Origin of the sequence: Methylobacterium aquaticum (assembly GCF_016804325.1) — a bacterium.
Classification (GTDB): domain Bacteria; phylum Pseudomonadota; class Alphaproteobacteria; order Rhizobiales; family Beijerinckiaceae; genus Methylobacterium; species Methylobacterium aquaticum_C.
The window spans coordinates 917,099-939,915 of the sequence record NZ_CP043627.1; the positions used below are offsets into that span (position 1 = coordinate 917,099).

General features: G+C 68.3%; 24 protein-coding genes, 1 tRNA gene and 5 pseudogenes. 6 read left to right on the forward strand and 24 right to left on the reverse strand.

From position 1 onward, the window contains the following. Positions 1–9: 9 nt before the first annotated feature. The 4 genes and pseudogenes from F1D61_RS04015 to F1D61_RS04030 all read right to left on the reverse strand — a co-directional run bounded on the left by F1D61_RS04015 (position 10) and on the right by F1D61_RS04030 (position 1,565). Positions 10–165: a hypothetical protein gene (locus F1D61_RS04015; RefSeq protein WP_203156617.1), complete on the reverse strand. Its 156-nt coding sequence runs from the start codon at positions 163–165 to the stop codon at positions 10–12. A gap of 215 nt (positions 166–380) precedes the next feature. Continuing rightward, positions 381–551 (reverse strand): DeoR family transcriptional regulator, encoded by a 171-nt coding sequence (locus F1D61_RS04020; RefSeq protein WP_203156618.1) that lies wholly within the window; start codon positions 549–551, stop codon positions 381–383. A 1-nt stretch (position 552) separates the two neighbouring features. After that, positions 553–1,053: pseudogene (locus F1D61_RS04025) on the reverse strand (integrase core domain-containing protein); the annotation flags it as partial. Next, positions 936–1,565: a hypothetical protein gene (locus F1D61_RS04030; RefSeq protein ID WP_203156619.1), complete on the reverse strand. Its 630-nt coding sequence runs from the start codon at positions 1,563–1,565 to the stop codon at positions 936–938. The gene F1D61_RS04030 and the pseudogene F1D61_RS04025, both read right to left, overlap by 118 nt. Before the next feature lie 143 nt (positions 1,566–1,708). Here F1D61_RS04030 and F1D61_RS04035 point away from each other — a divergent pair, with 143 nt between their 5' ends. Together F1D61_RS04035 and F1D61_RS04040 are read left to right on the forward strand one after the other, a co-directional pair. Next, positions 1,709–2,095: a hypothetical protein gene (locus F1D61_RS04035; protein WP_203156620.1), complete on the forward strand. Its 387-nt coding sequence runs from the start codon at positions 1,709–1,711 to the stop codon at positions 2,093–2,095. 818 nt (positions 2,096–2,913) lie between these two features. After that, a pseudogene (locus tag F1D61_RS04040) lies at positions 2,914–3,894 on the forward strand (DUF4113 domain-containing protein); the annotation flags it as partial. Between the two features lie 65 nt (positions 3,895–3,959). On the opposite strand, the gene F1D61_RS33850 reads toward F1D61_RS04040, so the two are convergent. The 3 genes from F1D61_RS33850 to wrbA all read right to left on the reverse strand — a co-directional run bounded on the left by F1D61_RS33850 (position 3,960) and on the right by wrbA (position 5,211). Then, the gene (locus F1D61_RS33850; protein WP_246775699.1) at positions 3,960–4,286 is read right to left on the reverse strand and encodes a DUF892 family protein; all 327 of its coding nucleotides are present in this window, start codon (positions 4,284–4,286) and stop codon (positions 3,960–3,962) included. A gap of 50 nt (positions 4,287–4,336) precedes the next feature. Beyond that, positions 4,337–4,468, reverse strand: coding sequence for a hypothetical protein (locus F1D61_RS34775; protein ID WP_281437036.1), 132 nt, complete (start codon positions 4,466–4,468; stop codon positions 4,337–4,339). A 113-nt stretch (positions 4,469–4,581) separates the two neighbouring features. Further along, complete coding sequence (wrbA, locus tag F1D61_RS04050; RefSeq protein WP_246775700.1) at positions 4,582–5,211, reverse strand: NAD(P)H:quinone oxidoreductase; 630 nt, start codon at positions 5,209–5,211, stop codon at positions 4,582–4,584. Between the two features lie 179 nt (positions 5,212–5,390). On the opposite strand from wrbA, the pseudogene F1D61_RS04055 reads away from it, so the two are divergent. Next, a pseudogene (locus F1D61_RS04055) lies at positions 5,391–5,711 on the forward strand (transposase); the annotation flags it as partial. 153 nt (positions 5,712–5,864) lie between these two features. Here F1D61_RS04055 and istB read toward each other — a convergent pair. Next, entirely contained in the window at positions 5,865–6,596 is a 732-nt protein-coding gene (gene istB / locus F1D61_RS04060) for an IS21-like element helper ATPase IstB (RefSeq protein ID WP_058619611.1), read from the reverse strand. Between the two features lie 5 nt (positions 6,597–6,601). After that, a pseudogene (gene istA / locus F1D61_RS04065) lies at positions 6,602–8,095 on the reverse strand (IS21 family transposase); the annotation flags it as partial. A 118-nt stretch (positions 8,096–8,213) separates the two neighbouring features. On the opposite strand from istA, the gene F1D61_RS04070 reads away from it, so the two are divergent. Then, a complete protein-coding gene (locus F1D61_RS04070) occupies positions 8,214–8,498 on the forward strand; it encodes a hypothetical protein (RefSeq protein ID WP_203156622.1) in 285 nt (94 codons plus the stop codon). Here the strand turns inward: F1D61_RS04070 and F1D61_RS04075 are convergent. The 8 genes from F1D61_RS04075 to F1D61_RS34970 all read right to left on the reverse strand — a co-directional run bounded on the left by F1D61_RS04075 (position 8,485) and on the right by F1D61_RS34970 (position 15,316). Further along, complete coding sequence (locus F1D61_RS04075) at positions 8,485–9,381, reverse strand: hypothetical protein (protein WP_203156623.1); 897 nt, start codon at positions 9,379–9,381, stop codon at positions 8,485–8,487. The genes F1D61_RS04070 and F1D61_RS04075 overlap by 14 nt on opposite strands. A 248-nt stretch (positions 9,382–9,629) precedes the next feature. Beyond that, positions 9,630–9,986, reverse strand: coding sequence for a hypothetical protein (locus tag F1D61_RS04080; protein ID WP_203156624.1), 357 nt, complete (start codon positions 9,984–9,986; stop codon positions 9,630–9,632). Positions 9,987–11,214: 1,228 nt separating this feature from the next. Beyond that, a complete protein-coding gene (locus F1D61_RS04085; RefSeq protein ID WP_203156625.1) occupies positions 11,215–11,400 on the reverse strand; it encodes a hypothetical protein in 186 nt (61 codons plus the stop codon). Then, positions 11,385–11,765 (reverse strand): hypothetical protein, encoded by a 381-nt coding sequence (locus F1D61_RS04090; RefSeq protein ID WP_203156626.1) that lies wholly within the window; start codon positions 11,763–11,765, stop codon positions 11,385–11,387. Before F1D61_RS04090 ends, F1D61_RS04085 begins: the two co-directional genes overlap by 16 nt. A gap of 260 nt (positions 11,766–12,025) precedes the next feature. Further along, on the reverse strand, positions 12,026–12,934 hold the full coding sequence (locus F1D61_RS04095) for a plasmid partitioning protein RepB C-terminal domain-containing protein (protein WP_203156627.1): 909 nt from the start codon (positions 12,932–12,934) through the stop codon (positions 12,026–12,028). Beyond that, positions 12,931–13,827, reverse strand: coding sequence for a plasmid partitioning protein RepB C-terminal domain-containing protein (locus F1D61_RS04100; protein ID WP_246775702.1), 897 nt, complete (start codon positions 13,825–13,827; stop codon positions 12,931–12,933). The genes F1D61_RS04095 and F1D61_RS04100 overlap by 4 nt, the downstream gene beginning before the upstream one ends. Next, positions 13,827–14,609: a recombinase family protein gene (locus F1D61_RS34965; protein WP_348649424.1), complete on the reverse strand. Its 783-nt coding sequence runs from the start codon at positions 14,607–14,609 to the stop codon at positions 13,827–13,829. Before F1D61_RS34965 ends, F1D61_RS04100 begins: the two co-directional genes overlap by 1 nt. Continuing rightward, positions 14,603–15,316 (reverse strand): recombinase family protein, encoded by a 714-nt coding sequence (locus F1D61_RS34970; RefSeq protein ID WP_348649425.1) that lies wholly within the window; start codon positions 15,314–15,316, stop codon positions 14,603–14,605. The genes F1D61_RS34965 and F1D61_RS34970 overlap by 7 nt, the downstream gene beginning before the upstream one ends. Before the next feature lie 167 nt (positions 15,317–15,483). Here F1D61_RS34970 and F1D61_RS04110 point away from each other — a divergent pair, with 167 nt between their 5' ends. After that, positions 15,484–15,864, forward strand: coding sequence for a hypothetical protein (locus F1D61_RS04110; protein WP_203156628.1), 381 nt, complete (start codon positions 15,484–15,486; stop codon positions 15,862–15,864). A gap of 252 nt (positions 15,865–16,116) precedes the next feature. On the opposite strand, the gene F1D61_RS04115 is transcribed toward F1D61_RS04110, so the two are convergent. The 3 genes from F1D61_RS04115 to F1D61_RS04125 all read right to left on the reverse strand — a co-directional run bounded on the left by F1D61_RS04115 (position 16,117) and on the right by F1D61_RS04125 (position 18,689). Then, a tRNA-Arg gene (locus F1D61_RS04115) sits at positions 16,117–16,193 on the reverse strand. Between the two features lie 87 nt (positions 16,194–16,280). Continuing rightward, a complete protein-coding gene (locus F1D61_RS04120; protein WP_203156629.1) occupies positions 16,281–17,870 on the reverse strand; it encodes a gamma-glutamyltransferase in 1,590 nt (529 codons plus the stop codon). 321 nt (positions 17,871–18,191) lie between these two features. Beyond that, entirely contained in the window at positions 18,192–18,689 is a 498-nt protein-coding gene (locus F1D61_RS04125) for a MucR family transcriptional regulator (RefSeq protein ID WP_203156630.1), read from the reverse strand. 289 nt (positions 18,690–18,978) lie between these two features. Here F1D61_RS04125 and F1D61_RS04130 point away from each other — a divergent pair, with 289 nt between their 5' ends. Beyond that, positions 18,979–19,185 carry a hypothetical protein gene (locus F1D61_RS04130; protein ID WP_203156631.1) on the forward strand — a complete coding sequence of 69 codons (207 nt, stop codon included), beginning with the start codon at positions 18,979–18,981 and terminating at the stop codon, positions 19,183–19,185. On the opposite strand, the gene F1D61_RS04135 is transcribed toward F1D61_RS04130, so the two are convergent. From F1D61_RS04135 to F1D61_RS04150, 4 genes and pseudogenes are all read right to left on the reverse strand, one after another. After that, positions 19,176–19,934, reverse strand: a complete 759-nt coding sequence (locus tag F1D61_RS04135; protein ID WP_203156632.1) for an iron ABC transporter ATP-binding protein — start codon at positions 19,932–19,934, stop codon at positions 19,176–19,178. The two genes, F1D61_RS04130 and F1D61_RS04135, sit on opposite strands and share 10 nt — an antisense overlap. Before the next feature lie 10 nt (positions 19,935–19,944). Further along, positions 19,945–20,910: an iron chelate uptake ABC transporter family permease subunit gene (locus tag F1D61_RS04140; RefSeq protein ID WP_203156633.1), complete on the reverse strand. Its 966-nt coding sequence runs from the start codon at positions 20,908–20,910 to the stop codon at positions 19,945–19,947. Then, positions 20,903–21,834, reverse strand: a pseudogene (locus F1D61_RS04145) (ABC transporter permease). The gene F1D61_RS04140 and the pseudogene F1D61_RS04145 overlap by 8 nt, the downstream one beginning before the upstream one ends. Before the next feature lie 2 nt (positions 21,835–21,836). Further along, on the reverse strand, positions 21,837–22,760 hold the full coding sequence (locus tag F1D61_RS04150) for a siderophore ABC transporter substrate-binding protein (protein WP_246775923.1): 924 nt from the start codon (positions 22,758–22,760) through the stop codon (positions 21,837–21,839). Between the last annotated feature and the right edge of the window lie 57 nt (positions 22,761–22,817).

The window sequence follows — 22,817 nt, forward strand, 5'->3', positions numbered from 1 at the left end:
ATGCGAGCCTCAGCACACGCGGGACTTGGTGCTGCAGCAGGTCGGCGCCGGGGGCGGACAGGGGGTCGGCGGCGGGCACGGGGGCGGGCAGGCCGGCAGGCAGCAGCCGCCGGCAATGGCGCCGAGGGACTTGGCGTCGAGGGACTTGGCGTCGAGCTTCTTCATGATGCCGTTCTCTGTTGTCGGCGGGTTCGGACGTCCCGCTCGCCGGGTGACGATGATTGACGAATGGTTATCTGTCTATTGGTGCGCGAATACTGTTGCAAATAGCAAAAATGGGAAACATGGGAAAGTTTGATTGCGCAATCACTTGGTATGTTAGATCCTGATCTGCGTAGGTATTTTTAGCTCGGGGTGGCGCTGCCGGCGTGAGAGCCTGGTTAGTTGGCCGACCGACTTGGAACCCGGGATCCATCACCGCCGACGATTCCGAAGCAGGTGCGCTGGATCGTCTTCGCGCTCGCCGGGTGCTGCAGGTCGCGCCGGATCGTCGAGGCGGAGACGCCGAAGCGCTCCGCCGGCTCCTCGACCACGACCTCGCCGGCCTGCATGGCTGTATGGTCCCGGAATGAGGTGGTGCGGATCGATCTTGAACCGGTCCGGATCTTTGGTTCAGGCCTGACAGATGGTTTGGAACGGGGTTTTCCAGCGCAGCGCCTTGAGGTGCTTGGCGAAGTTGTAAGCTGTGACGAAGGCCAGCACGTGCGCCTTCAAGCTCTGCAGGTCATCGCAGTGGAAGACCTTGACGGTCGCATCCTTGATCGTCCGGTTCATGCGTTCAGCCTGACCATTGGTCCAAGGATGGTACGGTTTGGTCAGGCGATGTTCGATCCCATGCTCGATACAGACGCGATCGAAGATATGCGGACCTAGAAAACGTCGGCTCGGCCCTGTCCTGTTTTTCGGCAGATCAGCGAAGGCCATGCCATTGTCGGTCAGGACGGTGTGGATCTTATAAGGAAATATTGACACAACGTTCCGGAGGAACGCCGACCCTTCCATCTTGCCGGCACTCTCGTGGAACTCGACGTAGGTGAACTTCGAAACTCGGTCGCCGCCAGCAGCGGGCTCAGCTCCTTCGCCGAAGGCAGGGCGATGACGGCCGGCGGCGAGGCCTCCGGGACGAACAGCACGAGCTCGGCGAGACGAGCACGAACGAGGTCGCCTCGCTCACAACCGCCGATGCCGCTGGTCAGCACGTTCGTGCCTTCCTCCGCCACATACCAGCGAAGGTGCGCAATCAGGGCGTGCGCGCCAGCCCGGGAGGCGCAGGCGGTGCCGAGGAGCCGCATCGAAGCCTCGTGCTCGGCTTCATCAGCCGCAGCCGCCGCGTCATCGGGCGCGATCTGGAAAAGAGCCAAGGCGCGCCGGTGCGCCCGGATGGCGGATAGGATCGGGTCAGCGACGGCCGCGGGCGCCGGCAGGTCGAGGATGGGTGCCGCCGCCATGCTGTGGAGGGGAGCGGGTGACGACTTCGCGGGGCTGGCGAGGAGGGCCACGACGTCAGGCACCAGGGCGCGGCGAGCGAGCAGAACCGTGAGGAGGGCGAGTGTCACCGAGACCATGAGCGAGGCTCCTAGGGTGCAGGCTTCGGGTTGTGGGGAGTGGTGACCCGGGGTGCCTTCCGGGCGGATCAGTGCGCCTTGGCGGCTCGGTCGACCTTGGCGAGCGCCCAGGTGGCCTTGAGGGTGATGGACAGCGGGTGGCGATGCGCGTGCTGCTGGCGCCGCACTGGCCGGAGCGCGACCAGCGCGCCGTGTTGACGGTGTGGCTCATCATGTTCTTGGTCGCGGTCAACGCACTTTGGTCGGTATTCTGGCGGCTGTCCGGCCAGCCCTCCTACCTCGTGAACAACGTGCTCTACGACGGCTGCCGGATCGGCATCATCGTCGGAATCGGCGCGTTGGTGCAGGGGCCTAACCTGTTCGGGCGCGGGGTGACGCCGGCGGGCCGGTGGACCCTGGCCCTGGCCTGGGTGGTCGCGGTCGGCATCGTGCTCTACCTTACGATCGTCAGTCCCGATCTCGACTGGCTCGCGGCCGCTGTCCAGCCCTGGCTCGAGAATGGGGTGGGCTACGGAGCCGAGATGCCCTGATCGGAACCCGCCAGCTGCCGCCCCGTTAGCTGGCGGACCGCCCAGACCGAAGACCTAGCAAGTCCCGCCGGTACCCGCCGAATGGGGCGTTTTGTTCGATGCCAACACACTCTTACCGAGCGTCGGAGCATTCGCACTCCTCAGATGATCCGGTGTATGCTAAGGCAAGCCGCGTCTACGCCGTCTCTCGGCGTGTGCACGCTGCCTGGCCTCCGCATGGATCTTGGAGATTTTGATGAAAATGCTACGCCTACTAACATCTGATAAGCAAACAGTATTTATCAATATTAATAGTATTTCACACTTATCAGTCGATGGCAACGGACATGGCTGTAAAATATATCTTGCTTCGCAACCTTCCGAGGCAATCTCAATAAACATGCACGTAAATGACTTTCTCAGCATTCTAGCAAAAGCTGAAGTGAAAATTATCTCGTAGTCAGCGGGGTGGTGTTGTGAAATCGTGATAGAGATGCCACTATTGCTACGGACGGCGCATTAACGCTCATCTTCTGAGGAAATATTCATGGCAAATTGAGTGCAACGGCTGGCTGACCTGGCTTGAGCAGCAGATCTCCATGTCGGTCGACCGACTGCGGCAGATCCGGGAGTCGATGCGAGGGACGCCGCCGCGGCGCTGATCCGCCCTCCCTGTTAACAGCCGTCTACGCGCCCCGGGCTCCGGCTCGGGGTGCATTTCTGCGTCTGTGCCCAACCCCTCCTGCCACGACACGTCTTGCCCGAAGACGTGGCGCGGTAGCAGACGCCGAGATTGGTCACGACAGGGAAATGCCAGTTGCACGCTGGTCGCCCCCTGGCTCTATCGCCAGTTCGCGCCGGACGTGGAGATCTACCCGATCGACGAGAGCTTCTTGGACCTGTCCGACGTGCGCGAACGCGAACGGGTGGCGCTCGCCCGGGACCTGTGCTCCACCGTCCGGCAGTGGGCCGGCCTGCCGACCTGCGTCGGGATCGGCCCGACGAAGATCCTCGCCAAGCTCGCCAACGACATCGCCAAGACCATCCCCGAGCTTGGGGGCGTGTGCGACCTGTCCGACGAGGCGGAGCGCGCCGCGTGGATGGTCGGGATCTCGGTGGGCGAGGTCTGGCATCGGGCTCGCCTCGCTGGCGCGGCTCACCGCCATAGGCGTCGACACGGTGGCGGACCTGTGCGACCTCGATCCCCGGCCGGCCCGCGCCTCGCTGACGGTGGTGGGCGAGCGCATCATCCACGGGCTGCGCGGCCGCACCTGCCTGCCACTCGAGATCGTGCCGGCCCGGCGCAAGGGTTGCGCGGTCACCCGCTCGTTCTCGTCCCGGATCATCGAGCGGATGGTCCTGGAGCAGGCGGTAGCGGCGCACGCGACGCGCCTCGGCGAGAAGCTGCGGCGCGACAGCCTCGCCGTCTCGGCCGTCACGGTCTTCTACCACACCAGCGAGCACGACCGTGGCGACCCGATGCGCGCGGTCTCGACGGTGGTCCACCTGCCGGAGGCAACGAACGACAGCCGCCACCTGATCCAGGCAGCCCTCCACGGGGTCGCGAAGACCTGGAAGGAGCAGGGCCCGAAACCCTGGCGCTACAGCAAGGCGGGGCTGGTCACGAAGGATCTGGTGCCGCTCGACGGGGCCCCTCGCCCGCTGTCCGGCGCCCTCGACCGGAGAAGTCTGGGGCGCTGATGGCGGCCATGGACGCCTGCAACAGCCGGTTCGGGCGCGGCGCGGTGGTGCCTGCGCGGGCGGGGCTGGTCGGGAAGCGCACCTGGTCGACAAAGTTCGAGATGCGCTCGCCGTGCTAAACCACCAGGCTCCCTGAGATCCCGGCGGTGAGCGCGATTGGTGGCGCGGCCGTCAGGCCGGTGCCTTAACTGTCGGCCTTCTGACCGCTGGTCTCGCGGGTGAGGTAGGTCTTCGTGACCGGTTCGATGAGGCGATCGATCGCTTCAGCCGCCTTCTTTTCCTCTTCGATCGAGGTCCGGAAGCCGGAGGCCTGTGCGCCCTGGCCAGCGGCCTCGGCGATCACGATGAGGGAGCGGTAGGCGGCGATCTGGTCGTACTGGTAGGCGTAGCCGGAGTAGAGGTTCTTCGGAGTTTCGTCGCCTGTCGCTGCATGAACTGCGGCGCCGACCGTGCCGACGATGCCAGCGACCGTCTCCTTGAGAGAGGAGCCGCTTTCGCCAATGGCTTTCAAAGCAGCGTCGAGACGATCAAGCTGACCCTTGGTCGTTGTTATATAATCTTTCAGTACAAGCGCATAATCTGTATAGTTTTCAGGCCCGAGACCTGCCGCTCCATCTGCTCAAGGCCCTGCTTCACGAGGGCGCGGGTATTACGAAGGGCGGTCACGTAGATGCTGTTGATGTCTGAAGCCATGGCCTCGTCTCGTTTGTATGATGACGCAGTCGCGCATCAACCGCGCGGGGGCGAGCTGGTTCGCCCGGATTTGGTGCGACTTCCTGACCCCAGCGGAGTTTTCGAAGCAGCGCCTATGGCGACTTGGCCTTCGTGCGGCTCGGCATCTCATCGGCGATGACAAGAGCTCTAGTGATCGCAACGGTGTGCCGCCCCTGGTGGCGTGCAGCGTCGAGGTCTTCTTGCCGCGGCATCCCCTTCCGGCCGCCAACGATCGTCGAGGCCCCATAGGGTGAGCCTGCCTCCAGCATGGCCTCGTCGGTGTAGCCCGTCGGTAGGATCACCATGCCGAGATGCGCCATCGGAGCGTAGAGGGCCAGCGTCACTACCTCCGAGCCACCATGCGGCCAGGATGCAGCGGCGAACGCGCCGCCGACCTTTCCCGACAGAGTGCCACGCTTCCATTGTGGGCCGAGGCGGTCGAGAAAGTTCTTCAGCTCGGTAGCCGGCGCCCCGAAGTAGGACGGTGTACCGAACAGGATCGCGTCGGCCCATTCTGCATCCTCGTGCGTCGGCTCCGGGTAGAGGGCGTTCTGGCGGTCAGCCTCCTCACGCCACCCCTCGACCTTGGACATGTCCTCGGCTGAGGCGACCTCGCGCGTGCGCCGTAGGCGCACCTCGGCACCGGCCTCGCGCGCTGCTTCTCCAGCGGCTACCGCCAGGGCCTCGACGGACCCAGTGCGCGAGTAGAAGACGACCAGCATACGAACCCGCGGCTCGACCATTGTCCTGCCTGCCCGTGAAGGTTGGAGAGTTGCGTCGGACAACAGGATCGGGCCCTGACGGTCAGGCCTTTTAAGGTGATTTTACTGATAAATATCTAGTATTGATCTAAGAGTCCGTTTGGAAAGGGTGGCATCAGTATATTTAAAGATTATGCGGAGTGGCGGCGCGTCGTGAATTGCTTGATGGCTCGGCCGTGGTTTGGACCAAAAAGAACAGGGCGCGGTATGACCGCCGTAACCAGAGATATCCGAGCGATCTGACGCCGGACGAATGGCGCGAGTTGGAGCCCTTCCTGCCCATCGCCCAAAGGATCGGCAGGCCACGGACCTACAGCCTTCAGGAGATCATCAATGGCATTTGCTACGTGCAGCGGTACGGCATCCCGTGGGATGCCATGCCCAAAGATCTCCCGCCGTCCAAAATCGGTTACGACTACTGGCGAGTTCTGGTCGATGGCGGTCACTTGGATCGCATCAACTGTCAAACGGCATCGGAACGGGACCCCTGATCGGCGTCCAATCGGGCCCCCTTGTTGAGCATGCGCGACGCCCCTGCTCAGCCCGGCGAAGCGGGTCGGGGTGGCGCAGCCGGGCTGAGCAGGGGGCCAGGATGAGCCGCGCACAGGCCGCCCTCACGCCCGGTTCTTGAAGCGCCAGCTCTCGTTGCCGGTCTCGACGATCTCGCAGTGGTGGGTCAGCCGATCGAGCAGTGCCGTCGTCATCTTGGCGTCGCCGGCAAACACGCTCGGCCACTCCCCGAACGCCAGGTTGGTCGTCACCACGATCGAGGTGGTCTCGTAGAGCCGGCTGATCAGGTGGAACAGCAGCTGACCGCCCGACTGCGCGAACGGCAGGTAGCCGAGTTCGTCCAGCACCACCAGGTCGAGCCGGGCGAGGTGGTCGGCGATGCGGCCCTGCCGGCCGGCTCGCGCCTCGGCCTCGAGCCGGTTGACGAGGTCGACCACGTTGTAGAACCGGGCCCGCGCCCCGTCCCGGATGCACGACCGGGCGACCGCGATGGCCAGGTGCGTCTTGCCCGTGCCGGTGCCGCCCACCAGCACGACGTTGCGCTGGTGGGCCAGGAACTCGCCGCCGCAGAGGTCGCGCACCAGACCTTCGTTGATCGGCGTCCCGGCAAAGGCGAACTCGGCGAGGTCCTTGGCCAGGGGCAGCTTGGCAATCGTCATCTGGTAGCGGATCGAGCGCGCCTGCTTCTCGCTGATCTCGGCCTGCAACAGGTCGCCGACGATCTGCTGCGGTTCGTGGCTGCGCTTGAGGGCGACCTTGATGATCTCGTCGTAGGCCGCCTTCATCCCGAACAGCTTCAGCTCGCCCATGGTGGCGAGGATCTGCTGACGTTCCATCATGGGGCTCTCCTCAGGCTGTCGTAGCGGGCACAGTCGGCGACCGGCTCGTGGCGCAGCCGCAGGCTCTCGGGCGTCAGCAGCGAGACGGGCGCGGGCGGCTCCCGCTGGCGGGCCAGGATGTTGAGCACCACGTCGGCCGAGTGCACGCCCTCGCGCAGTGCCTCGGCGCTGGCCGCTTCGACCGCGGAGAGGCCGTCGCCGAGCACGGCGGTGAGGATCTCGACCATCTGGCGGTCGCCGTCGGCGCTGCCGGCGAGCTTGCGGCGGATCCGTTCGAGGGCGGCGGGCAGGACCCAGTCCTTGAACGGTGCGCCGTTGCGCAGCGCGCCGGGCTTGCGGGCGAGCACGGGGACGTAGTGCCAGGGGTCGAACACCGTCTGGCCGCGTCCGAAGGCCCGCGGGTGCTCGGCGACGACGCGTCCGTCCTGGCGGATCTCGATGCGCTCGGCATAGGCGCGCACCTCGACCGGGCGACCGATGGCCGAGGCCATGACCGAGTACTTGTTGTTGTCGAAGCGCACCAGGCAGGTCGAGGACACGGCCGCCGGGACGGCGTGGAAGCCGTCGAAGCGTCCGGCGTAGGGGACCAGGGCTCCCCGTTCGGCTTCGAAGGCCTGCCAGATCGTCAGTTCGCGCTGCTCGGGATGCGGGTGGGCCTTGGCGTAGGCGACGACCCCGTCGAGCAGCAGGGCGTTGAGCTCGTCGTAGCTTCTCACCCGGACGCGCGGGGTGAACAGGCGCTCGCGCACCAGCCCGACCTGGTTCTCGACCTGCCCCTTCTCCCAGCCTGACGCGGGCGTGCAGGCCACGGGCTCGACGAGGTAGTGCGAGCACATCTGCAGGAAGCGGCGGTTGTAGGCGCGCTCGCGCCCGACGAAGATCGTCTCGACCGCGGTCTTCATGTTGTCGTAGATGCCCCGCTGGCAGGTGCCGCGGAAGAAGGCGAACGCCCGGTCGTGGGCGTCGAAGACCATCTCCTGGCTCTCGCGCGGATAGGCCCGCACGAACAGCATGCGCGAGTGGCAGAGCCGGACGTGGGCGACCTTGACCGTCGTGGTGACGCCGGCGATCAGCACGATCTCGTGGCTCCAGTCGAACTGGTAGGCCTCACCCGGGGCGAAGGCGAGTGGCACGAAGGCGGGAGCCGTCACGCTGGCCTGCTGGCGCTTCCACGTCTTGGCGTAGCGGCGGACGGCATCATAGCCGCCCTCGTAGCCGAGCCCCCGCAGCGCCTCGAAGATACGGGTCAGCGTCAGCCGCTCCCGCGCCGGCTTCCCCGTATTGGCCGCCAGCATCCGGTCGAGCTCGTCGCGCCAGGGCCCGAGCTTGGGTGCAGGCTGGACGCTGCGGGTGTAGCGGAAGGCAGTTGCCTCCGAGCGGATCACCTTCCTGACGACCTTGCGGGAGAGCTTCAGCTCCCGGCAGATCTGCTTGATCGGCTTATGCTGCACGAAGTACGCGCGGCGGATCTTCGCGACCGTCTCCACGACCAACATCCTCCGCGAGCCTCCCGTTCCGAATGCGGGAGGCAGTCTGGATGAAGTATCCTGGGGGTCCCGTTTGGACGCCGATCACCCCGGAAACGGGGTCCTTATTCCACGCCTAATCACAGGCATGTCCGAGGAGACGATGGTCCGGGTCTACGGGCAGTGGACCCTGGCGGGCCAGGAGGTCGCCGCCGAGGCCCTCGCGGACCTCAGGAGCCTCAGGAAGGCCAAGCCCCTCCTCGCCCTGGTGCCCACCCGGCCGGAGCCGATCGTCATGGCCGTCCCGGCGAACGACGACGCCTACGAACGACCGGCCGCCACGGAGCGTCGACGCATCGCCAGCGCCAGGGCTCCGACCGCGGATGCCCGGTCCGGGACGGTCACGCCGTGGCGACTGGTCAGGGTGGCTTAGTCGCCGGGGCCGCTTGGCCGATCGGAAGGGGGAGGGCCGCATCGCGCGGCCCTTCGTCGTTCGGGACGGTCGAAGCTCGACGCCAACCGGGGTCGAGCGGTTCCGAGGAAATGGCGCAAAGCGCGCAGGTCGTCGCGTTCGATCGATAGGTCGCCCCGCGGGCATGCGGATCGCGGAGGTCCGTCGGATGCGTGTGCCCGACGATGCACAATGCCGGGATGTCTACCTGTAGACAGAACGTGAAGTCGATCGGAGCGCTCCAGTCCGGTCGGTTGCAGGTCATCCGCGTCCATTCCTGGAGCAGCGCCTGTGCGAAGGCGTGCAGGGTGCCAGGGTGCGCCATGCTCAAAGGCAGGTCGATTTCCAGCAGCGTTGGCGTGCCGTGCGCCCTGAGGAACCTGCGGCCAACGTCCCCGAGGACGGCCATGGTCCACTCGCTGCCGTAGATGAGGTAGTGGGCGGCATGGTCGAGGAAGAAGGCGTCGTCGGCGACGACGTACAGTCGCCCGTCGTCGGTCGTGTTGTCGATCTCCGCGATGGCCTTCGAGAGGCGATCGCCGCGCAGGGCGGCGAGGCTCTCGTGCGACGCGACGAGGTCATGCACTCGCCGCGTCATCGCCCCGCGGTCGTGGACCTTTAGCCCCTTTCGGAAGAAGACGCCGGCATCCGCCGTCCGGGTCCCGTGATACGTCCGCAGGGACGCTCGTCTCAGGGCGTCGGCCAGATCGGCGACCACGTCCTCCATGTCGCCCGCGAGGGCCGTGTCCAGGATGTCGAGCCATTCCCCGTCGTCCCAGCACAGGTCCCTTTCGGAACCCGGCCCCAGCGCCTCGTAGCCGCCGGGGCGCAGGCGCGGACCCAGCCAGGCGGTCAGCGGGGCCATCCAGGTCCCTGGCCGCTTCCAGATCAGGGTCGGGCCGCTCCAGGCGGGATCGTCGAATCGAGGCATGACGCAAGCATAGACGACGGGACGTGGGGTGGCGGCCGCGAAATCGTGGGGCCGTCGGCCTCGCCGCGTCGATGCGATGCCTACCCGGCACGGGGCCGGCATGCCGACCGCCCGGGCCCCGGCCAGCATGCCCCGTCGGCCTCGCCGCCGGGAGGCGAGCAACGCCTCCCGGACCGCGGCACTCAGCGAAGGCCCACGTTTTTCATGAGGGCGTCCACGCGTTCCTGAAAGCTCTGGCCCGGCCGCGTGTCGTTGCTGCGGCTGTCGATCCGGTCGTATTTGCTGATGACGAACTTTGTCACGGCGAAGAGGGGCTCGACCCTCTTGGCCGCCGCTTCGGCGGCCGCGACGTCGCCCTTCGCCTGGATGGCGGTCCTCGTGGCCACGAGGGTCGTGTCCGGCAAGGTCTCCCACCGATCGCCCACGAGGATCTCCTTGCTCCAGCCCGCGGTCGCGAGGGCGTCCTCGAACGCCTGGCGCGCCTCCGTGCTCCGGCTGCCTTTCGTGTTCATGTCGAAGCTGATGATGACGTCGGGCACGTTCGCTCCCTGTCTGGCCGCCGGGGTGAACGCGTGGGCTCGCGTCCCGCTCCGCGAGGGTGACGGAGGGTCGGCCGTGCCCGGGCGTTCCGTGGAATGGATCGACGGGCGCGGCGCCCGGGCCCGTGGATGCGCCCGGGTCTTCCATGGACGTCGTGGCGTGGCCGCCGGCCCCATGGACGGGCTCGGCGGGGGGCCGGCGATGGCCCGCGCCGTGGAATGCCTCACGCCGCGAAGGCGTGGCGGGAGGGCGCCCGCCCCGGGCAGGCGACCGGGGCGGGCGCATGTCATGGAAGGGATCCGGGCCGCCATGGAAGGGAACGGTCCTGGCGGCCCGGGCGGGGCCGCGGCGGGCCACCGGCGCCCCCGGGCCCGGCCGCAACCGTCGGGAAGCCGCCGGGAGGACGCGGCCCCGCGCCCTGCGCCCGCTCCCTGCCGGTTGTTTCCTGGTAAGAAACCGAATGATCCTAACCCGTTGATTATCATCGATCCCGGTTCGGCGCGATCGGGCCCGATGCAGTCCCGTCCCTACGCGCGAAACCAAACATGCGGGAAACCTCCGGGATGGTTTTTGGCCCATCCGCACCCATGGCGGATCCCTCGCACGTACTCTTCGACGCTCGCGAAAGGCCCTTCCCCGGCCCCCGTGGCGGACGGGGCCGCCAGCCTTGCCATCTCATCTCGGCGCTTCCCTGAGGCCATGCGGCATGCCTGGAGCGAGCAGCCATCGACGGCCCATTCTCGGCATGCGTGGCCGCGCTGGCCAGAGCATTCCTCACCCGACACACCGCCGGGCCCAATTACCCGGCGTGTGCGCCCGACGTCGGGCGCACGGTCGGGAGCACGTTATTAGCTGGCTGAAAGCATTCCATGGGACGGGCGGCGCCGAACCACCGGCCGTCCCAGACACCCATTCCATGGAAGCCATGCATGCTCCATGGAATAGACGTCACGCACGGCGATGCAGCCCCGACGCCACACTCCGGCCCAGCGCGTCGTCAGGGATCCTGCTTGCCAGCGTGAGAGTGCTCCGCCCGACGGCGCCCTCGGAGACACTGGGAAGGGTTACCCACCGGGGGCGGGGCTTATGCCGGCAAACGGAGGGCTCCCGGCCCAACCAGGGCCAATTATTGGGCCGCGTGCGCCTGACGTCGGGCGCACGGTCGGGAGCACATTATATGGTGGCGGGGGAACCTTCGGGCCTTCCCGACCGGTGCGACCAGCCCCCTCACTCGTCCCGGCCCGACCCATTGAGGTACCAGCGTCGTCCCTCGCGGCGGACCAGGCCGGCCGCGCGCAGGACAGCCTTCGCGGTCTCCTCGGCTCCCGATTTGATGCCGAGCCCCCGTACCGCGTCCGAGAGTTCGCGATGGGAGAGGCCGTCCGTCTCGGCCTCCTTCAGGGCCTGCAGCACCGCTCGCATCGCCTCGGCCGAACGGGTCCCGGCCAGTTGCCCCTCGGTAGGTCGGGGGCGGCACCGCGCTCCAACGCTTCCTCGACGCGCCTCCCCAGTCCCTCGATGGCCACGACGAGGCCCGCGATCGATGGCGCAGGATCGATCGCCGGAACGCCGTCGGCGCCCCCCTCCTCGATCGCAACTCCTCGGCTCGCCAGGAAGGCCCGGGCGGCCTCGACGTAGACGTCGCTGGTGGATCGCTCCCCATCATCCAGGGCGGCCTGCCGCATCGCCCGGTGCACCCCGGCTGGGACGTAGACCATGACCTTCCGCTTGGCGTTCGGCTCTGGATCCCCGGCCGGAATGCCGTTCGACCGAGGCATGCGTCGTTCTCGCTGCATCAACAGCATGCTGGCTTGCCAGCTCATCTTCAAGGACGGGTTACCGTGTAGATCCGCCCGACGGCACATATCGGACAGCATGACAGCAAGCTGTTTTGCTGTCCCTTGGCGACCGATGTTAGCGGACCGGTGCCCAGCGGCATGGTCTCGGCGTCGGCCATCGAAGCGCGAGCCACGGCGCGAACGGGGGCTGCCGCCGCGCAAATGAGCACGCGGAGGCGGTGCGCCCCCGCGGCTCAACCTCAGGCCGCCTCGCCCTCGGGCAAGGTCGACGTGACCTCAGCGATTGCCTGGAACGGTTCGAGCAGCTCGGGATGCCGGGTGGCGAGGAAGTGGTGCACTTGCCGGTTGGCGAGGAGCTTCGCGAGGTAGCCCTTGGCCACCGTCAGGTGGAGGTTGTCCCGGCTGAAGGAATCTTGGATCGCGCCCATGGACATCTGCAGGTTCTCCAGCTCCCGCTCCATCCGGGCCATCGCCGCCGGGCTCACGCCCTTCGGCTTGGATTTCGCCCCAGAGACGAGGTCCGCCTGAGGCGTCCCAGCGAGGATCGCCGATGCGTAGGCCACGCTGAAGTTGTTGTGCTGGACCATGAGGTCAGCGACGGCCATCTGCCGCAAGGGCTTCATCTTCCGAAGGATGTCGAAGACGGCCAGCGGGCAGTGCCGGTCCGTCAGCTGGGTTACCACCTCATCGCATATCCCATCCAGCATCTTCACGCGGCGCTGGATGCTCACAACGTCCATCCGAAGCGCGGCGGCGATCTTCTCCTGAGGCACGCCGCGCTCAATCGTGCGGACGATCATCGCCCGCGCCATCACGGGGGTGAGGCGGTTGAGGTGGCGGTTGTAGGTGTACGCCTCGTCGTCCTTGGAGACGATGCATTCCACCTCGGTCGCCCCCTCGTCCTTCAGCACCTCCACCCGGACGTGGCCGTCGAGCAGGAGGTAGCGCCCCGGGGCCGCCGCGTCCCTCGATATCACGGGGGGCTCGACTACGCCGATCTCTCGGATGGACTGCGCGATCTGCGCGTACGCGAGGCTCGCCCTCAGGGTCGGCCTGAGGATCTTCACCGGCATCAGCGAGGCGATCGGCACAACCACGATCCCCGGCTCGAACCCGAGGCTCACTGATTGTCGCCGCCTCTCGCTCATGACGTCCTCCCGGCCACGCGGGCCTCTAGGTCGGCCGGCATCGCATCCAGCCTCTCGGCCTGCAGCAACTGCACGAAGGCTTGGTCCCCTCGAAGCTTACGCATGGCCTCGACAATGAACATCAAGCGAGATTGCGTGAGCTCCGCCTTCTTAACGAGGACCCTCTCACGATCGGCCTCTTGCTGAAAGATGCGGAGCAGCGCGGTCGGTGATGTTGGGGACCGTGGGGGTTCCTTGCGTCCGAAAGCGTTGTTGTCGACCTCGCGGCCCCGCTTCCGGCGGGCTTCGAGCAGGAGGCGCGCCTTCACCAGTTTCCCGCCCGACAGCTTCTTCTCCGCGTATGCCTGCGCCAGGAGGGCCTGCTCCCCCGCTTCGTCGGCCTTCGCGATCTCGATGGCCACGCTGATCGGCAGGATCCCAGTCTCGACGGCCGACAGGAGGCGTTCCTCGCCCCGCTCGATCAAGCTGCCGATCATGTTGACCCATTGTTGCGTGCAGCCGACCTTCGTCGCGATCTCAGCGTCGTTGTAGCCGCGCTTGCGGAGGGTCCCGATGTCGTGGAGCAGGTCGACCGGGCGATGCTGGCGACGCGCGCAGTTCTCGACCAGGCCCATCACCAGGCAGTCCTGCTCGCTCGCATCGACCACGACGGCGGGGATCTCCGTCTGGCCGAGCTCGATGCACGCCCGCAGGCGCCCCTCGCCGCAGACGACGCCGTAGGCCTCCTGGCCATCTTTGGACGGGACACGCCTGACGGTGATCGGGCGTTTCAGGCCAACCCTGCCGATGTTCTCCACGATCTCCTGGAAGCGCCGCTTCTCGCGCGACCGCGGGTTGAGCACCGTGATCCGGTCGACCGGGATCATGACGACGCGCTTGGTGACCCGTTCCATCACGCGGCCTCCGTGAAGCTGGCCCGCTTGGCGAGCGAGTAGAAGAAGTCGAGGTCGTCAAACCGGTAGCCGTCGAGGGAGAACCCGTTGCGCTCGGCGAGGCGCAGCCGCGGCTCGGTCATGTCGATGCTCGGAAGGACGTAGTAGTCCAGCGGGGTCTCGTTGCCCGGATTCATGCGGACCGCGACGGTGAAGTCCGGCGCGAGACCCGCATCGAGCCGCAGGCGCCACCGGGACGATCCCGCGGCGGTGCTGCGATGGCGGGCAATGACGATGGAGGCCGTGAACTCGCCGTTGACGCCGAGGAGGTCCGTCGCAGGGTCGCGGTCGACCGTGCCGCCGACGCGTTCCAGACCCTCGACCACGGAGCCGACCACCTCGGGATGCAGGGCCCTGAGGCGCCGGTTCTCCTCCAGGTATCGATAGTCGCGATCCGGGGTGTAGCCCACCAGCCGGTAGGCGCGCAGGAGGCTGCCGAAGCGGCGCCGGTAGACGCTGCTCGACGGCATGTCCTCGCGCTCGTCGATGACCAAGCTCGACAAGGCGCCCGCCGCCTCCAGCAGCCGCGCCAGCAGTTCGAGCAGCTCCGCGTCGTCGTAGCGGCGGCTGCGATCCTCGACAATCGCGCGCGCCTTCTCGAAGACGTCGCTCGCCACGACCGGCTCGAAGGCCCCCTTCGCGACCACCCACAGGCCTGGCGGGTTCACGACCCGGCGCTGCTTCAGCTTGTTGGAGACCCGGTTGTAGACGTTGTCGCCGACGTACTTCGGGTTCGTCAGCACCTGATGCACCGTCCCGCGCGTCCATGGGCACCCGAGGTCGGTCCGGCCCCCTCGCCGTTCAGCCTGTCCGCGATCTCGCGCTCCGGCTCGCCGGAGAGGAAGAGGGCGTAGATGCGCCGGACGGTCGCCACCTCGGCCTCGGGGCCCGGCACCAGGATGACCCGATCGGTCTGGAGGCTCTTGCGCTCGCCGAGGCGCAGCTCGGTCTTGGCGGCGCCGTGCTCGTCGACCATCAGGCGGCGCAGTCCGTACCCCGCCATCCCGCCCTGCCGAAATCCCTTCTCGATCAGGCGGCACTGCCCGGCGAAGACCTTGACCGACAGGTCCCGGCTGTACTCGCCGGCCATCAGGCGCTTGACCGTCTTGAGGAGCGTCGAGCCGATGCTGCCGTCGTTGTCGAACTGCTCGGCGCAGTAGTGGACCGTGATGCCGGCGCGGCGGCAGACGTGCTCGTGGTAGGCGCCCTCGTCAGCATCCTGGAACCGGCCCCAGCGGCTCACGTCGTAGACCAGGATCGCCTCGAAGTCCGCTCGGCCACCCTCGACCTCGGACAGTAACCGGCGCAGGGAATCGCGTCCCTCCAGCGTCAAGCCGCTGCGTCCGGCATCCTCGTAGACCCGGAGGATCTCGAATCCGTGCTCCTCGGCGAAGCGACGAATGAAGGCGAGCTGGTTCTCTGGCGAGAACGTCTGCGGCTCGGTCGACATGCGCACGTAAGCCACCGCCGGCTTGGGCCTGCGGCGACCACGACCGTCCAGGGCGTCTTTACCGGTCGTCCTCAAACAACGATCCTCGTTAGCACGGCTTACTATGCGATCGCATCTTGGAAGCCGTAAGCTTCTCTCATCCCGAACCTACTGACAGGAGGTTGGGAATGTCGTTTCCGAAAGAGAGCAATAAGTTTCCAGTCGGCGGGGGCCGCCATCCCGTTTCGGAAGGCACGGTCGCGACGGAGATCGCCAAGGCCCTGCGGAGGGAGCTCGGCAACTCACACGCCGCGGTGAAGACAGTGGCGCAATGGACTGGCGCCAGCGAGCGCGCGGCGAAGAACTGGTTGGCCGGACGTTTCGCTCCGAGCGGGGAACACCTCGTCTCGCTGGTCGAGCGCTCCAACGAGGTACTGTTCGTATTTCTGATCCTGGCGCATCGACACGACGTCGCCACCGCCGCGGTGCTTGTCGATGTTCGCGACAGGTTGAGAGCAGCGTCCCTGGCTGTGGATCGGATCCTCGGCAACGATCGAGAGGAAGGCTGAGGAGCGAGGCGACGCCATGAGGCTGACGCCCGACGTTCCATTCTACCGTCTAAGGTCGTCCACCCTTGGGTGACGCCTGGCCGCCAAGCGAAGGATCCCGACGGCTGCATCGACCTTCCGGGACGGCAAAACCCCAATCCCGCTTCACCGTCGCTCCTGGCATGAATCAGCGGACCCGGGACCAAAGCTGTCCTCAGGCTGTCCTAGCTGTGGCGGCGGCGAGCCAGCTCGCCGCTAAACCATTGAAAATATTGGCGACCCCGGTAGGGCTCGAACCTACGACCTGCCGCTTAGAAGGCGGCTGCTCTATCCAGCTGAGCTACGGGGCCTGACCGAATGACGTGGTAGCAGGACGCTTGCCGCCCGTCCACACGGGACAGGCGGGGCCGACGGCCGTCTCTCGGGGGATGCCAGCTCTACCCCGCCGCCACGGCCGCCGACCACGGCGAGGCGGCGTCGCTGCAGCCCGTGGCTTCGCCGCCCGCGACGCTGACGAAGTTGGGGCAGGCGAAGTTGATCGGCAGGACGCCGTGCTCCACCACCGCGAGCGGGCCCGCCGCCGCGAGGGCAGCGCGGATTTCCGGGGGGAGGCGGGCATCCGCCGTGGTGCCGTCCGGGCCCGAGACGTCGATGCGCGGCGCGTGGGCCGCCGCGCCCGCCTCCATGCCGAAATCGAGCAGGTAGGCGAGGGTCTGGTAGACGCTCGCCAGGATGCGCCGCCCGCCCGAGGCGCCGGCGGCGAGGCGCGGGCCGTCGCCCGTCCGTGGCGTGACGATGACCGGGCACATGTTGCAGAGCGGGCGTGCGCCCGCGGCGATCGGGTTGGCGCTGCCGGGGCGGGGATCGAACCACATCACGCCGTTGTTCATCAGAACGCCGGTCGTCGGCAGCACGACCCGGCTGCCCATCGAGGAGAGCAGCGTCGTCGTCAGCGACACCAGCATCCCGTCCCGGTCGACGACCGTGAGATGCGTCGTGCAGGTGTCGCCGGGCTCCTGCGCCGCCGCGCCCAAGCCCGCGAGGCGACGGGCATAGGCCTCCCGCATCACCGTCGAGAGCGTGGAAAACCAGGCGGCGTCCGGACCGGAGGGTGGGAGACCGACATCCGCCATGCCGGCGACGACCTCGGCGAGCGTCGGCGCGGCGGTGAGCCCGCCCGCATGGTGGACGACGTAGTCGCCGCGCCAGGCGAGGGTCGGCGCGTCGCGCAAGGTGGCGCGGCAGCCGGCCAGGTCGTCCCGGTCGATCACGCCGCCGAGGGCCGCGATGTCGGCGGCGAGGTCGCGGGCGATCCCGCCCTCGTAGAAGTCGCCGAGGCCGCCGCCGGCCAGCCGCTCCAGCGTCTCGGCCAAGCGGCCGAGCGGCCGGAAGCCGGGAGCGCCCTGGTAGGGCGGCACCGGCGGCAGGCCGTCCGGCAGATAGATCCGCGCGCTCTCCTCGTAGAGCCGTAGCACCGAGGCCGAGGAGGCGACCTTGAGGGTGGTGAACCAGTCCAGGGCGAGGCCCCGCCGCGCCAGCGCGATGGCGGGCGCCAGCAGCTCCGCAACCGGGAGGCGGGTTCCGAACCTCTCGTGCAGCGCGGCATAGCCTGCGACCGCCGAGGGGATGCAGAACGAGAGCGGCCCGTGGACGTTGCGGTCGCCCGTAACCTCGGGCCAGGTGAACAGGTCGCGCTTCTCGCCGCCGGTGAGGGGATAGTCGGTCCCTCGCGTGTTGCGGCTCGAGACCGGCCCGAAATCGACGACCGTCGCCCGCGCGGCGCCGGCCGGCAGCACCAGAGCAAAGCCGATGCCGCCGAGCCCGCTGTTCCAGGGCTCGACCGCCGCCAGCGTGAAGGCGGTGGCGACGGCGGCATCGGCGGCGTTGCCGCCGGCTTCCAGGATCGCCGCGCCGACCTCGGCGGCCCCGCGGTTCTGCGCCACCACGATCCCGTTCCGGCCCGACGTGACCGGCTTCGTCACCGTCCAGTTCTGCGTCCGATAGGGCGTGGTGTCGTGAGCCGGCATCCGCATGTCCTCCCGAGAGCCGTCATCCCCGCGGTCTCGTCGCATCGGCGAGGATGGACCGGCCGGGGAGGGCGCGCCAAGCGCGGAAGCGGTGGGGGCGGTGTGTCCGACGGGCAGGGGAGCCCTTCACATGCCGATCAAAGGCCGTTCGTCTTGCGCGACAGTCTCGACACACTCCTCGTCATTCCGAGCCCCGCTTTCGCAGTCCCGGAATGGCGGAGTGGGTTCGAGATCCGTCGGCGGGACACAACTCAGCGCTCAATGTCCAATGGTCTCGCCGGTTCTCGTCATGAAACCGGCGGCCGCGTCCGCGACAGGGGCTCAGGCGTCCGACTTGCGCGGCCGGCCGCGGCGGGCCGGGGTGGCGGGCTCGGCCTTCGTCTCGGCCTGGGCCCGCTGGGCCGCGGCGCGCTCGCGCCGGATCTGGCCGAGGCCGAGGCTCTTGGCGAGTTCGGAGCGCTGGGCCGCGTAGCTCGCCGCCACCATCGGGTAGTCGAAGGGCAGGCCGAACTTCTGGCGGTACTCGTCCGGCGTGTAGCCGCGGGTGGTGAGGTGCCGCTTCAGGCTCTTGTACTGCTTGCCGTCGAGAAAGCTCGTGATGTGGTCCGGCGTCACGGATTTCCGGATCTGGGCGGACGTGACCTTGTGGTCCTCCACCGGCTCCGGCGCCGGCTGGTCGAGGCCGACCAGCGTTGCGTGTATCGATGCAATCAGGCCGGGCAGATCTGCGACCGGAACGTTATTGTTCGAGACGTAGGCGCCGACGATGTCGCTCGTCAGCTCGATCATCGGAGAGGTGAGGGAGACTGCGTCGTCCATTTTTTTCTTCCAAAAATACCAACCCGTCCTGTGATGGGCGCCCGCCGTGCCAGGGTCAACCGGCACAACCGATGAACCCTCCGATAAAAGCGGCCGGCCGCCCGATTTCATGGGGATTAAGCTTGCAAAGACCGGAAACACCAGGTTTCGCCCGGGTCGGAACAAATGAAATGGCAAGATTGCGTCGGCCCCGGACGGTCCGTCGGCACGGGCGCCCGCGTTCCGTACGGCCGCGCTCGAACCGGAGGCCGGGAGCGGCGTTCGGTGGTGGGGCGCGGGAGCGGCAGCCATGGTGATCGAGCGCAAGTCGGGGCGGCCCGGGCGGGTCGTCGAAGTCGGAATCCGCGGGCAGGCCCGCTTCGCCCGGATGGCCAGCGGCGAGACGATCTGGTGGGGCTCGGAAGAGGACGTGCCGGACCGGGTCGCCCTGGCGGCGGCCATCTCGGGCGTCGGGCAGGGGCCGGCCGCGGGGCGCGGCCGCGCGGATCAGCGGTAGAAGAACACGGTCCGGTAGCCCCGGACCGTCACCACCTCGACGTCGATCCCGTAGACGGCGCGCAGCACGTCGGGGGTCACGATCTCCTCGGGCGGGCCGACGGCGACCACCCGGCCGTCGCGCATCGCCACGATCCGGTCCGAGTAGCAGGACGCGAAGTTGATGTCGTGGAGCACCGCCACGATGGTGCGGCCGCGCTCGTCCACCGCCCGGCGCAGCAGGCCCATCATGCTGGCGGCGTGGCGCATGTCGAGGTTGTTCAGGGGCTCGTCGAGCAGGATGCAGTCGGTGTCCTGGGCCAGCACCATGGCGATGTAGGCGCGCTGGCGCTGCCCGCCCGAGACCTCGTCGAGGAAGCGGTCGGCGAGGGGCTCCAGGTCGAGGAAGGCGAGCGCGTCGGCGATGTGGGCGTGGTCGGCGGGGGTCAGCCGGCCCTTGGAATGGGGATAGCGCCCGAAGGCGACGAGGTCGCGGATCGTCACCCGCGCGGTGACGCCGTGCTCCTGGCGCAGGATGCCGAGGCGTTTGGCCAGGACGTCGCCGGGGGTCGTGCCCACGTCGAGGCCGTCGACGAAGGCCCGGCCGGCGCTCGGCGGCAGGAGCCGGCTGACCATCGAGAGGAAGCTCGACTTGCCGGCGCCGTTCGCGCCGATCACCGAGACGAAGGCGCGCTCCGGCAGGCGCAGGGAGACGCCGTCCACCACGACGGTGTCGCCGTAGCGGCGCGTGAGGTCCTGTGTCACGATCATGGCGTCTCGATCATCGGGCGCGTCTCGCGAGGAGAACCAGGAGGGTGAGGCCGCCCAGGAACTCGATCACGATCGACAGGGCGGCGTTGAGGGAAAAGACCCGCTCCAGCACCAACTGGCCGCCGACGAGCGTGATCGCGGCGATCAGCGCGGCGGCCGGCAGCACGACGGCGTGGCGGTAGCTCGGCATCACCCGGTAGGCGAGGTTCGCGACGAGGAGGCCGAGGAAGGTCACCGGCCCGACCAAAGCCGTCGAGATCGAGACTAGCAGCGCGACGAGGACGAGGACGCGGTCGAGGGTCCGCCGGTGGTCGATCCCGAGCGCGATGGCCTCGTCCCGGCCCAGCAGCAGCACGTCGAGCGTCCCCGAGAGCCGCCAGGCCAACGATCCCGCAACAGTCAGGCCGAGGGCGGCGAGCGCCAGCAGCTCCGGGTGGATGGTGTTGAAGTTGGCGAGTAAGCTCGTCTGCAGGACGACGAACTGGTTCGGATCGAGCAACCGCTGCAGGACCTGCGACAGGCTGCGAAAGAACGTGCCGCAGACCACGCCGACGAGGAGGAGCAGGTTCAGGCTGCGCCCGGTCCGGTTCAGCAGCCCGCGATAGAGCAGGAGCGCGAACAGCATCATCGCGCCGGTCTCGGCGAGGAAGCGCAGGCGCGGATCGCTGACGCCCACGGTGCCGACCGCCACGACGATCCCGGTCTGGATCAGGCGGTAGAGCTCGTCGAAGCCCATGATCGCCGGCGTCAGGATGCGGTTGCCCGAGACGGTCTGGAACAGGACCGTCGCGGTGGCGACGGCGCACCCGACGAGGACGAGGGAGGCGAGCTTGGTGCCGCGGAACGGCAGCACGAAGCCCCAGCGGCCGTTGGCCCCCACCGTCATGAAGGCGACGGCGATGGCCACGGCAGCCAGCGCCAGGAGCGCCAGGATGGCGGCGGGGCGCAGGCGCGCGGCCGCGAACCCGTCACGCATGGCGGGCGCCCGGGCGCAGCAGGAGGGCGAGGAACACGGCGCTGCCGACCACCCCCATCACGGTGCCGACCGGGATCTCGTAGGGATAGCGGATCACCCGCCCGAGCACGTCGCAGAGAAGGAGCAGCCCGGCGCCGGCCAAGGCTACCAGCGGCAGGGAGCGGCGCAGGTTGTCGCCCGCCGCCATCGCGACGAGGTTGGGCACCACGAGGCCGAGGAACGGGATCGCCCCCACCGTGGCGATCGTCACCGCGGTGATCATCGCCACGAGGGTGACGGCGCCGGCGACGACCCGGCGGTGATCGAGCCCGAGATTGATCGCGGCGTCGCGGCCGAGCCCCGCGATGGTGATGCGGTCGGCGGTGGCATAGGCGACGAGGGTAAGGACGGCCGCGAGCCACAGGAGCTCGTAGCGCCCGCGCAGGACGGTCGAGAAGTCGCCGGCCTGCCAGGTGCCGAGGAATTGCAGCATGTCGGTGCGCAGGGCGACGAAGGTCGAGGCCGCCCCGACGATGCCGCCCAGCATGATCCCGACGAGCGGAACCGTCAGCCGGGCGCGCAGGGGCATGGCGCGCAGGACCCGCAGGAACAGGAACGTGCCGGCGAGCGCGCTCGCGGTCGCGGCCAGCATCTTTACGACGACCGGCGCATCGGGGGCGAGGAGCGTGACGAGCAGCATGCCGAACGTCGCCGATTCCGCCGTGCCGGCGGTGGAGGGCTCGACGAAGCGGTTCTGCGCCACGAGCTGCATGATGACGCCCGCCACCGCCATGCCGGCCCGGCGAGGACCAGCGCCAGGGTGCGCGGCACCCGGCTCGCCAGCAGGATCTCGGGGCCGCCCGCATCGCCGACGCCGACGAGCAGGCTGGCGGCGGCGAGGAGCGGGAGGGCGAGGGCAACCGGGAGGAGGAGGCGCGAGGCCATCGTCAGCGGGCGCCGTCGAGGGCGGCGGCAATCGGATCGATCGTCGCCTGGAGCGACCGCAAGCCCCCGGCGGCGAGGTACCAGTTGGCGCCGTCGACATAGACGACCTGGCCCTTGCGCCAGGCCTTGGTCTGCCGGACCAGCGCGTTGTCGAGCAGTTGGCGCGCCGGCTGGCCGCGCACCCCGATCGCGGCGTCCCGGTCGAGGACGAACAGCCAGTCGGGATCGGTCCTGGCGATGAACTCGAACGAGATCGGCTGGCCGTGGATGCCGGCGCCGAGATCGGGCGAGGCCGGCTTAAAGCCGAGGGCGCCGTGGATCAGCCCGAAGCGCGAGCCCGGGCCGAAGGCGCTGAGCCGCCCGCCGGTGGAGAGCACGAACAGGGCCGTGCCGGCCTGAGCGGCCTTTGCCTTGATCGACGCGATGCCGGCCTCGATCCGGGCGATCCGCTCCTCGGCTTGCGCCTCCTTGCCGAACAGGCGGGCGAGGGTGCGGATGTTGCGCAGCTCGCTGCCCAGCGGATCGGCGGCGTCGCTCGACAGGTCGATGGTCGGCGCCATCTTCGCCAGCGCCTCGTAGCGCGGCCCCGAGCGGCCGCCGACGACGACCAGGTCGGGCTCGGCCGCGTCGACCGCCTCGTAGTCGGGCTCCCACAGCGTGCCCATCCGGCGGTAGCGGGGCTCGTCGTACCGGGCGAGGGAGGGCGGTTTCGCGCCGGCCGGCACCCCGAGGACGGGAATCCCGAGGGTGTCGAGGGTGTCGAGGGCGGCGAGATCGAAGACCACGACCCTCTTCGGGACCGCCGGCAGGACGGTTTGGCCGCGGGCGTGCGGGACGGTGATCTCGGCGGCGGCGGGGCAGGCCAGGGGGGGTGAAAGGATAAGGGCCAGGAGGAGGGTGGCGATGGGGAGCCGGATGGTCTTCAGCGACGGCACCGTGTGTTTCCTCTCGAAAATTCGTCTGGTTCCGCTGCCGGCATCGTC

Coding starts and splice junctions, on each gene's coding strand:
- F1D61_RS04140 (WP_203156633.1), bottom strand. CDS start 20,910: ATGCGTGACGGGTTCGCGGCCGCGCGCCTGCGCCCCGCCGCCATCCTG.
- F1D61_RS04135 (WP_203156632.1), bottom strand. CDS start 19,934: ATGATCGTGACACAGGACCTCACGCGCCGCTACGGCGACACCGTCGTG.
- F1D61_RS04090 (WP_203156626.1), bottom strand. CDS start 11,765: ATGCCTCGGTCGAACGGCATTCCGGCCGGGGATCCAGAGCCGAACGCC.
- F1D61_RS04130 (WP_203156631.1), top strand. CDS start 18,979: ATGGTGATCGAGCGCAAGTCGGGGCGGCCCGGGCGGGTCGTCGAAGTC.
- F1D61_RS34775 (WP_281437036.1), bottom strand. CDS start 4,468: ATGGCTTCAGACATCAACAGCATCTACGTGACCGCCCTTCGTAATACC.
- F1D61_RS04015 (WP_203156617.1), bottom strand. CDS start 165: ATGAAGAAGCTCGACGCCAAGTCCCTCGACGCCAAGTCCCTCGGCGCC.
- F1D61_RS04110 (WP_203156628.1), top strand. CDS start 15,484: ATGTCGTTTCCGAAAGAGAGCAATAAGTTTCCAGTCGGCGGGGGCCGC.
- F1D61_RS04075 (WP_203156623.1), bottom strand. CDS start 9,381: ATGGCCCCGCTGACCGCCTGGCTGGGTCCGCGCCTGCGCCCCGGCGGC.
- F1D61_RS34970 (WP_348649425.1), bottom strand. CDS start 15,316: ATGTCGACCGAGCCGCAGACGTTCTCGCCAGAGAACCAGCTCGCCTTC.
- wrbA (WP_246775700.1), bottom strand. CDS start 5,211: ATGCTGGTCGTCTTCTACTCGCGCACTGGGTCCGTCGAGGCCCTGGCG.
- F1D61_RS04120 (WP_203156629.1), bottom strand. CDS start 17,870: ATGCCGGCTCACGACACCACGCCCTATCGGACGCAGAACTGGACGGTG.
- istB (WP_058619611.1), bottom strand. CDS start 6,596: ATGGAACGTCAGCAGATCCTCGCCACCATGGGCGAGCTGAAGCTGTTC.
- F1D61_RS04070 (WP_203156622.1), top strand. CDS start 8,214: ATGTCCGAGGAGACGATGGTCCGGGTCTACGGGCAGTGGACCCTGGCG.
- F1D61_RS04100 (WP_246775702.1), bottom strand. CDS start 13,827: ATGGAACGGGTCACCAAGCGCGTCGTCATGATCCCGGTCGACCGGATC.
- F1D61_RS04125 (WP_203156630.1), bottom strand. CDS start 18,689: ATGGACGACGCAGTCTCCCTCACCTCTCCGATGATCGAGCTGACGAGC.
- F1D61_RS04095 (WP_203156627.1), bottom strand. CDS start 12,934: ATGAGCGAGAGGCGGCGACAATCAGTGAGCCTCGGGTTCGAGCCGGGG.
- F1D61_RS04020 (WP_203156618.1), bottom strand. CDS start 551: ATGCAGGCCGGCGAGGTCGTGGTCGAGGAGCCGGCGGAGCGCTTCGGC.
- F1D61_RS04035 (WP_203156620.1), top strand. CDS start 1,709: ATGCGCGTGCTGCTGGCGCCGCACTGGCCGGAGCGCGACCAGCGCGCC.
- F1D61_RS04030 (WP_203156619.1), bottom strand. CDS start 1,565: ATGGTCTCGGTGACACTCGCCCTCCTCACGGTTCTGCTCGCTCGCCGC.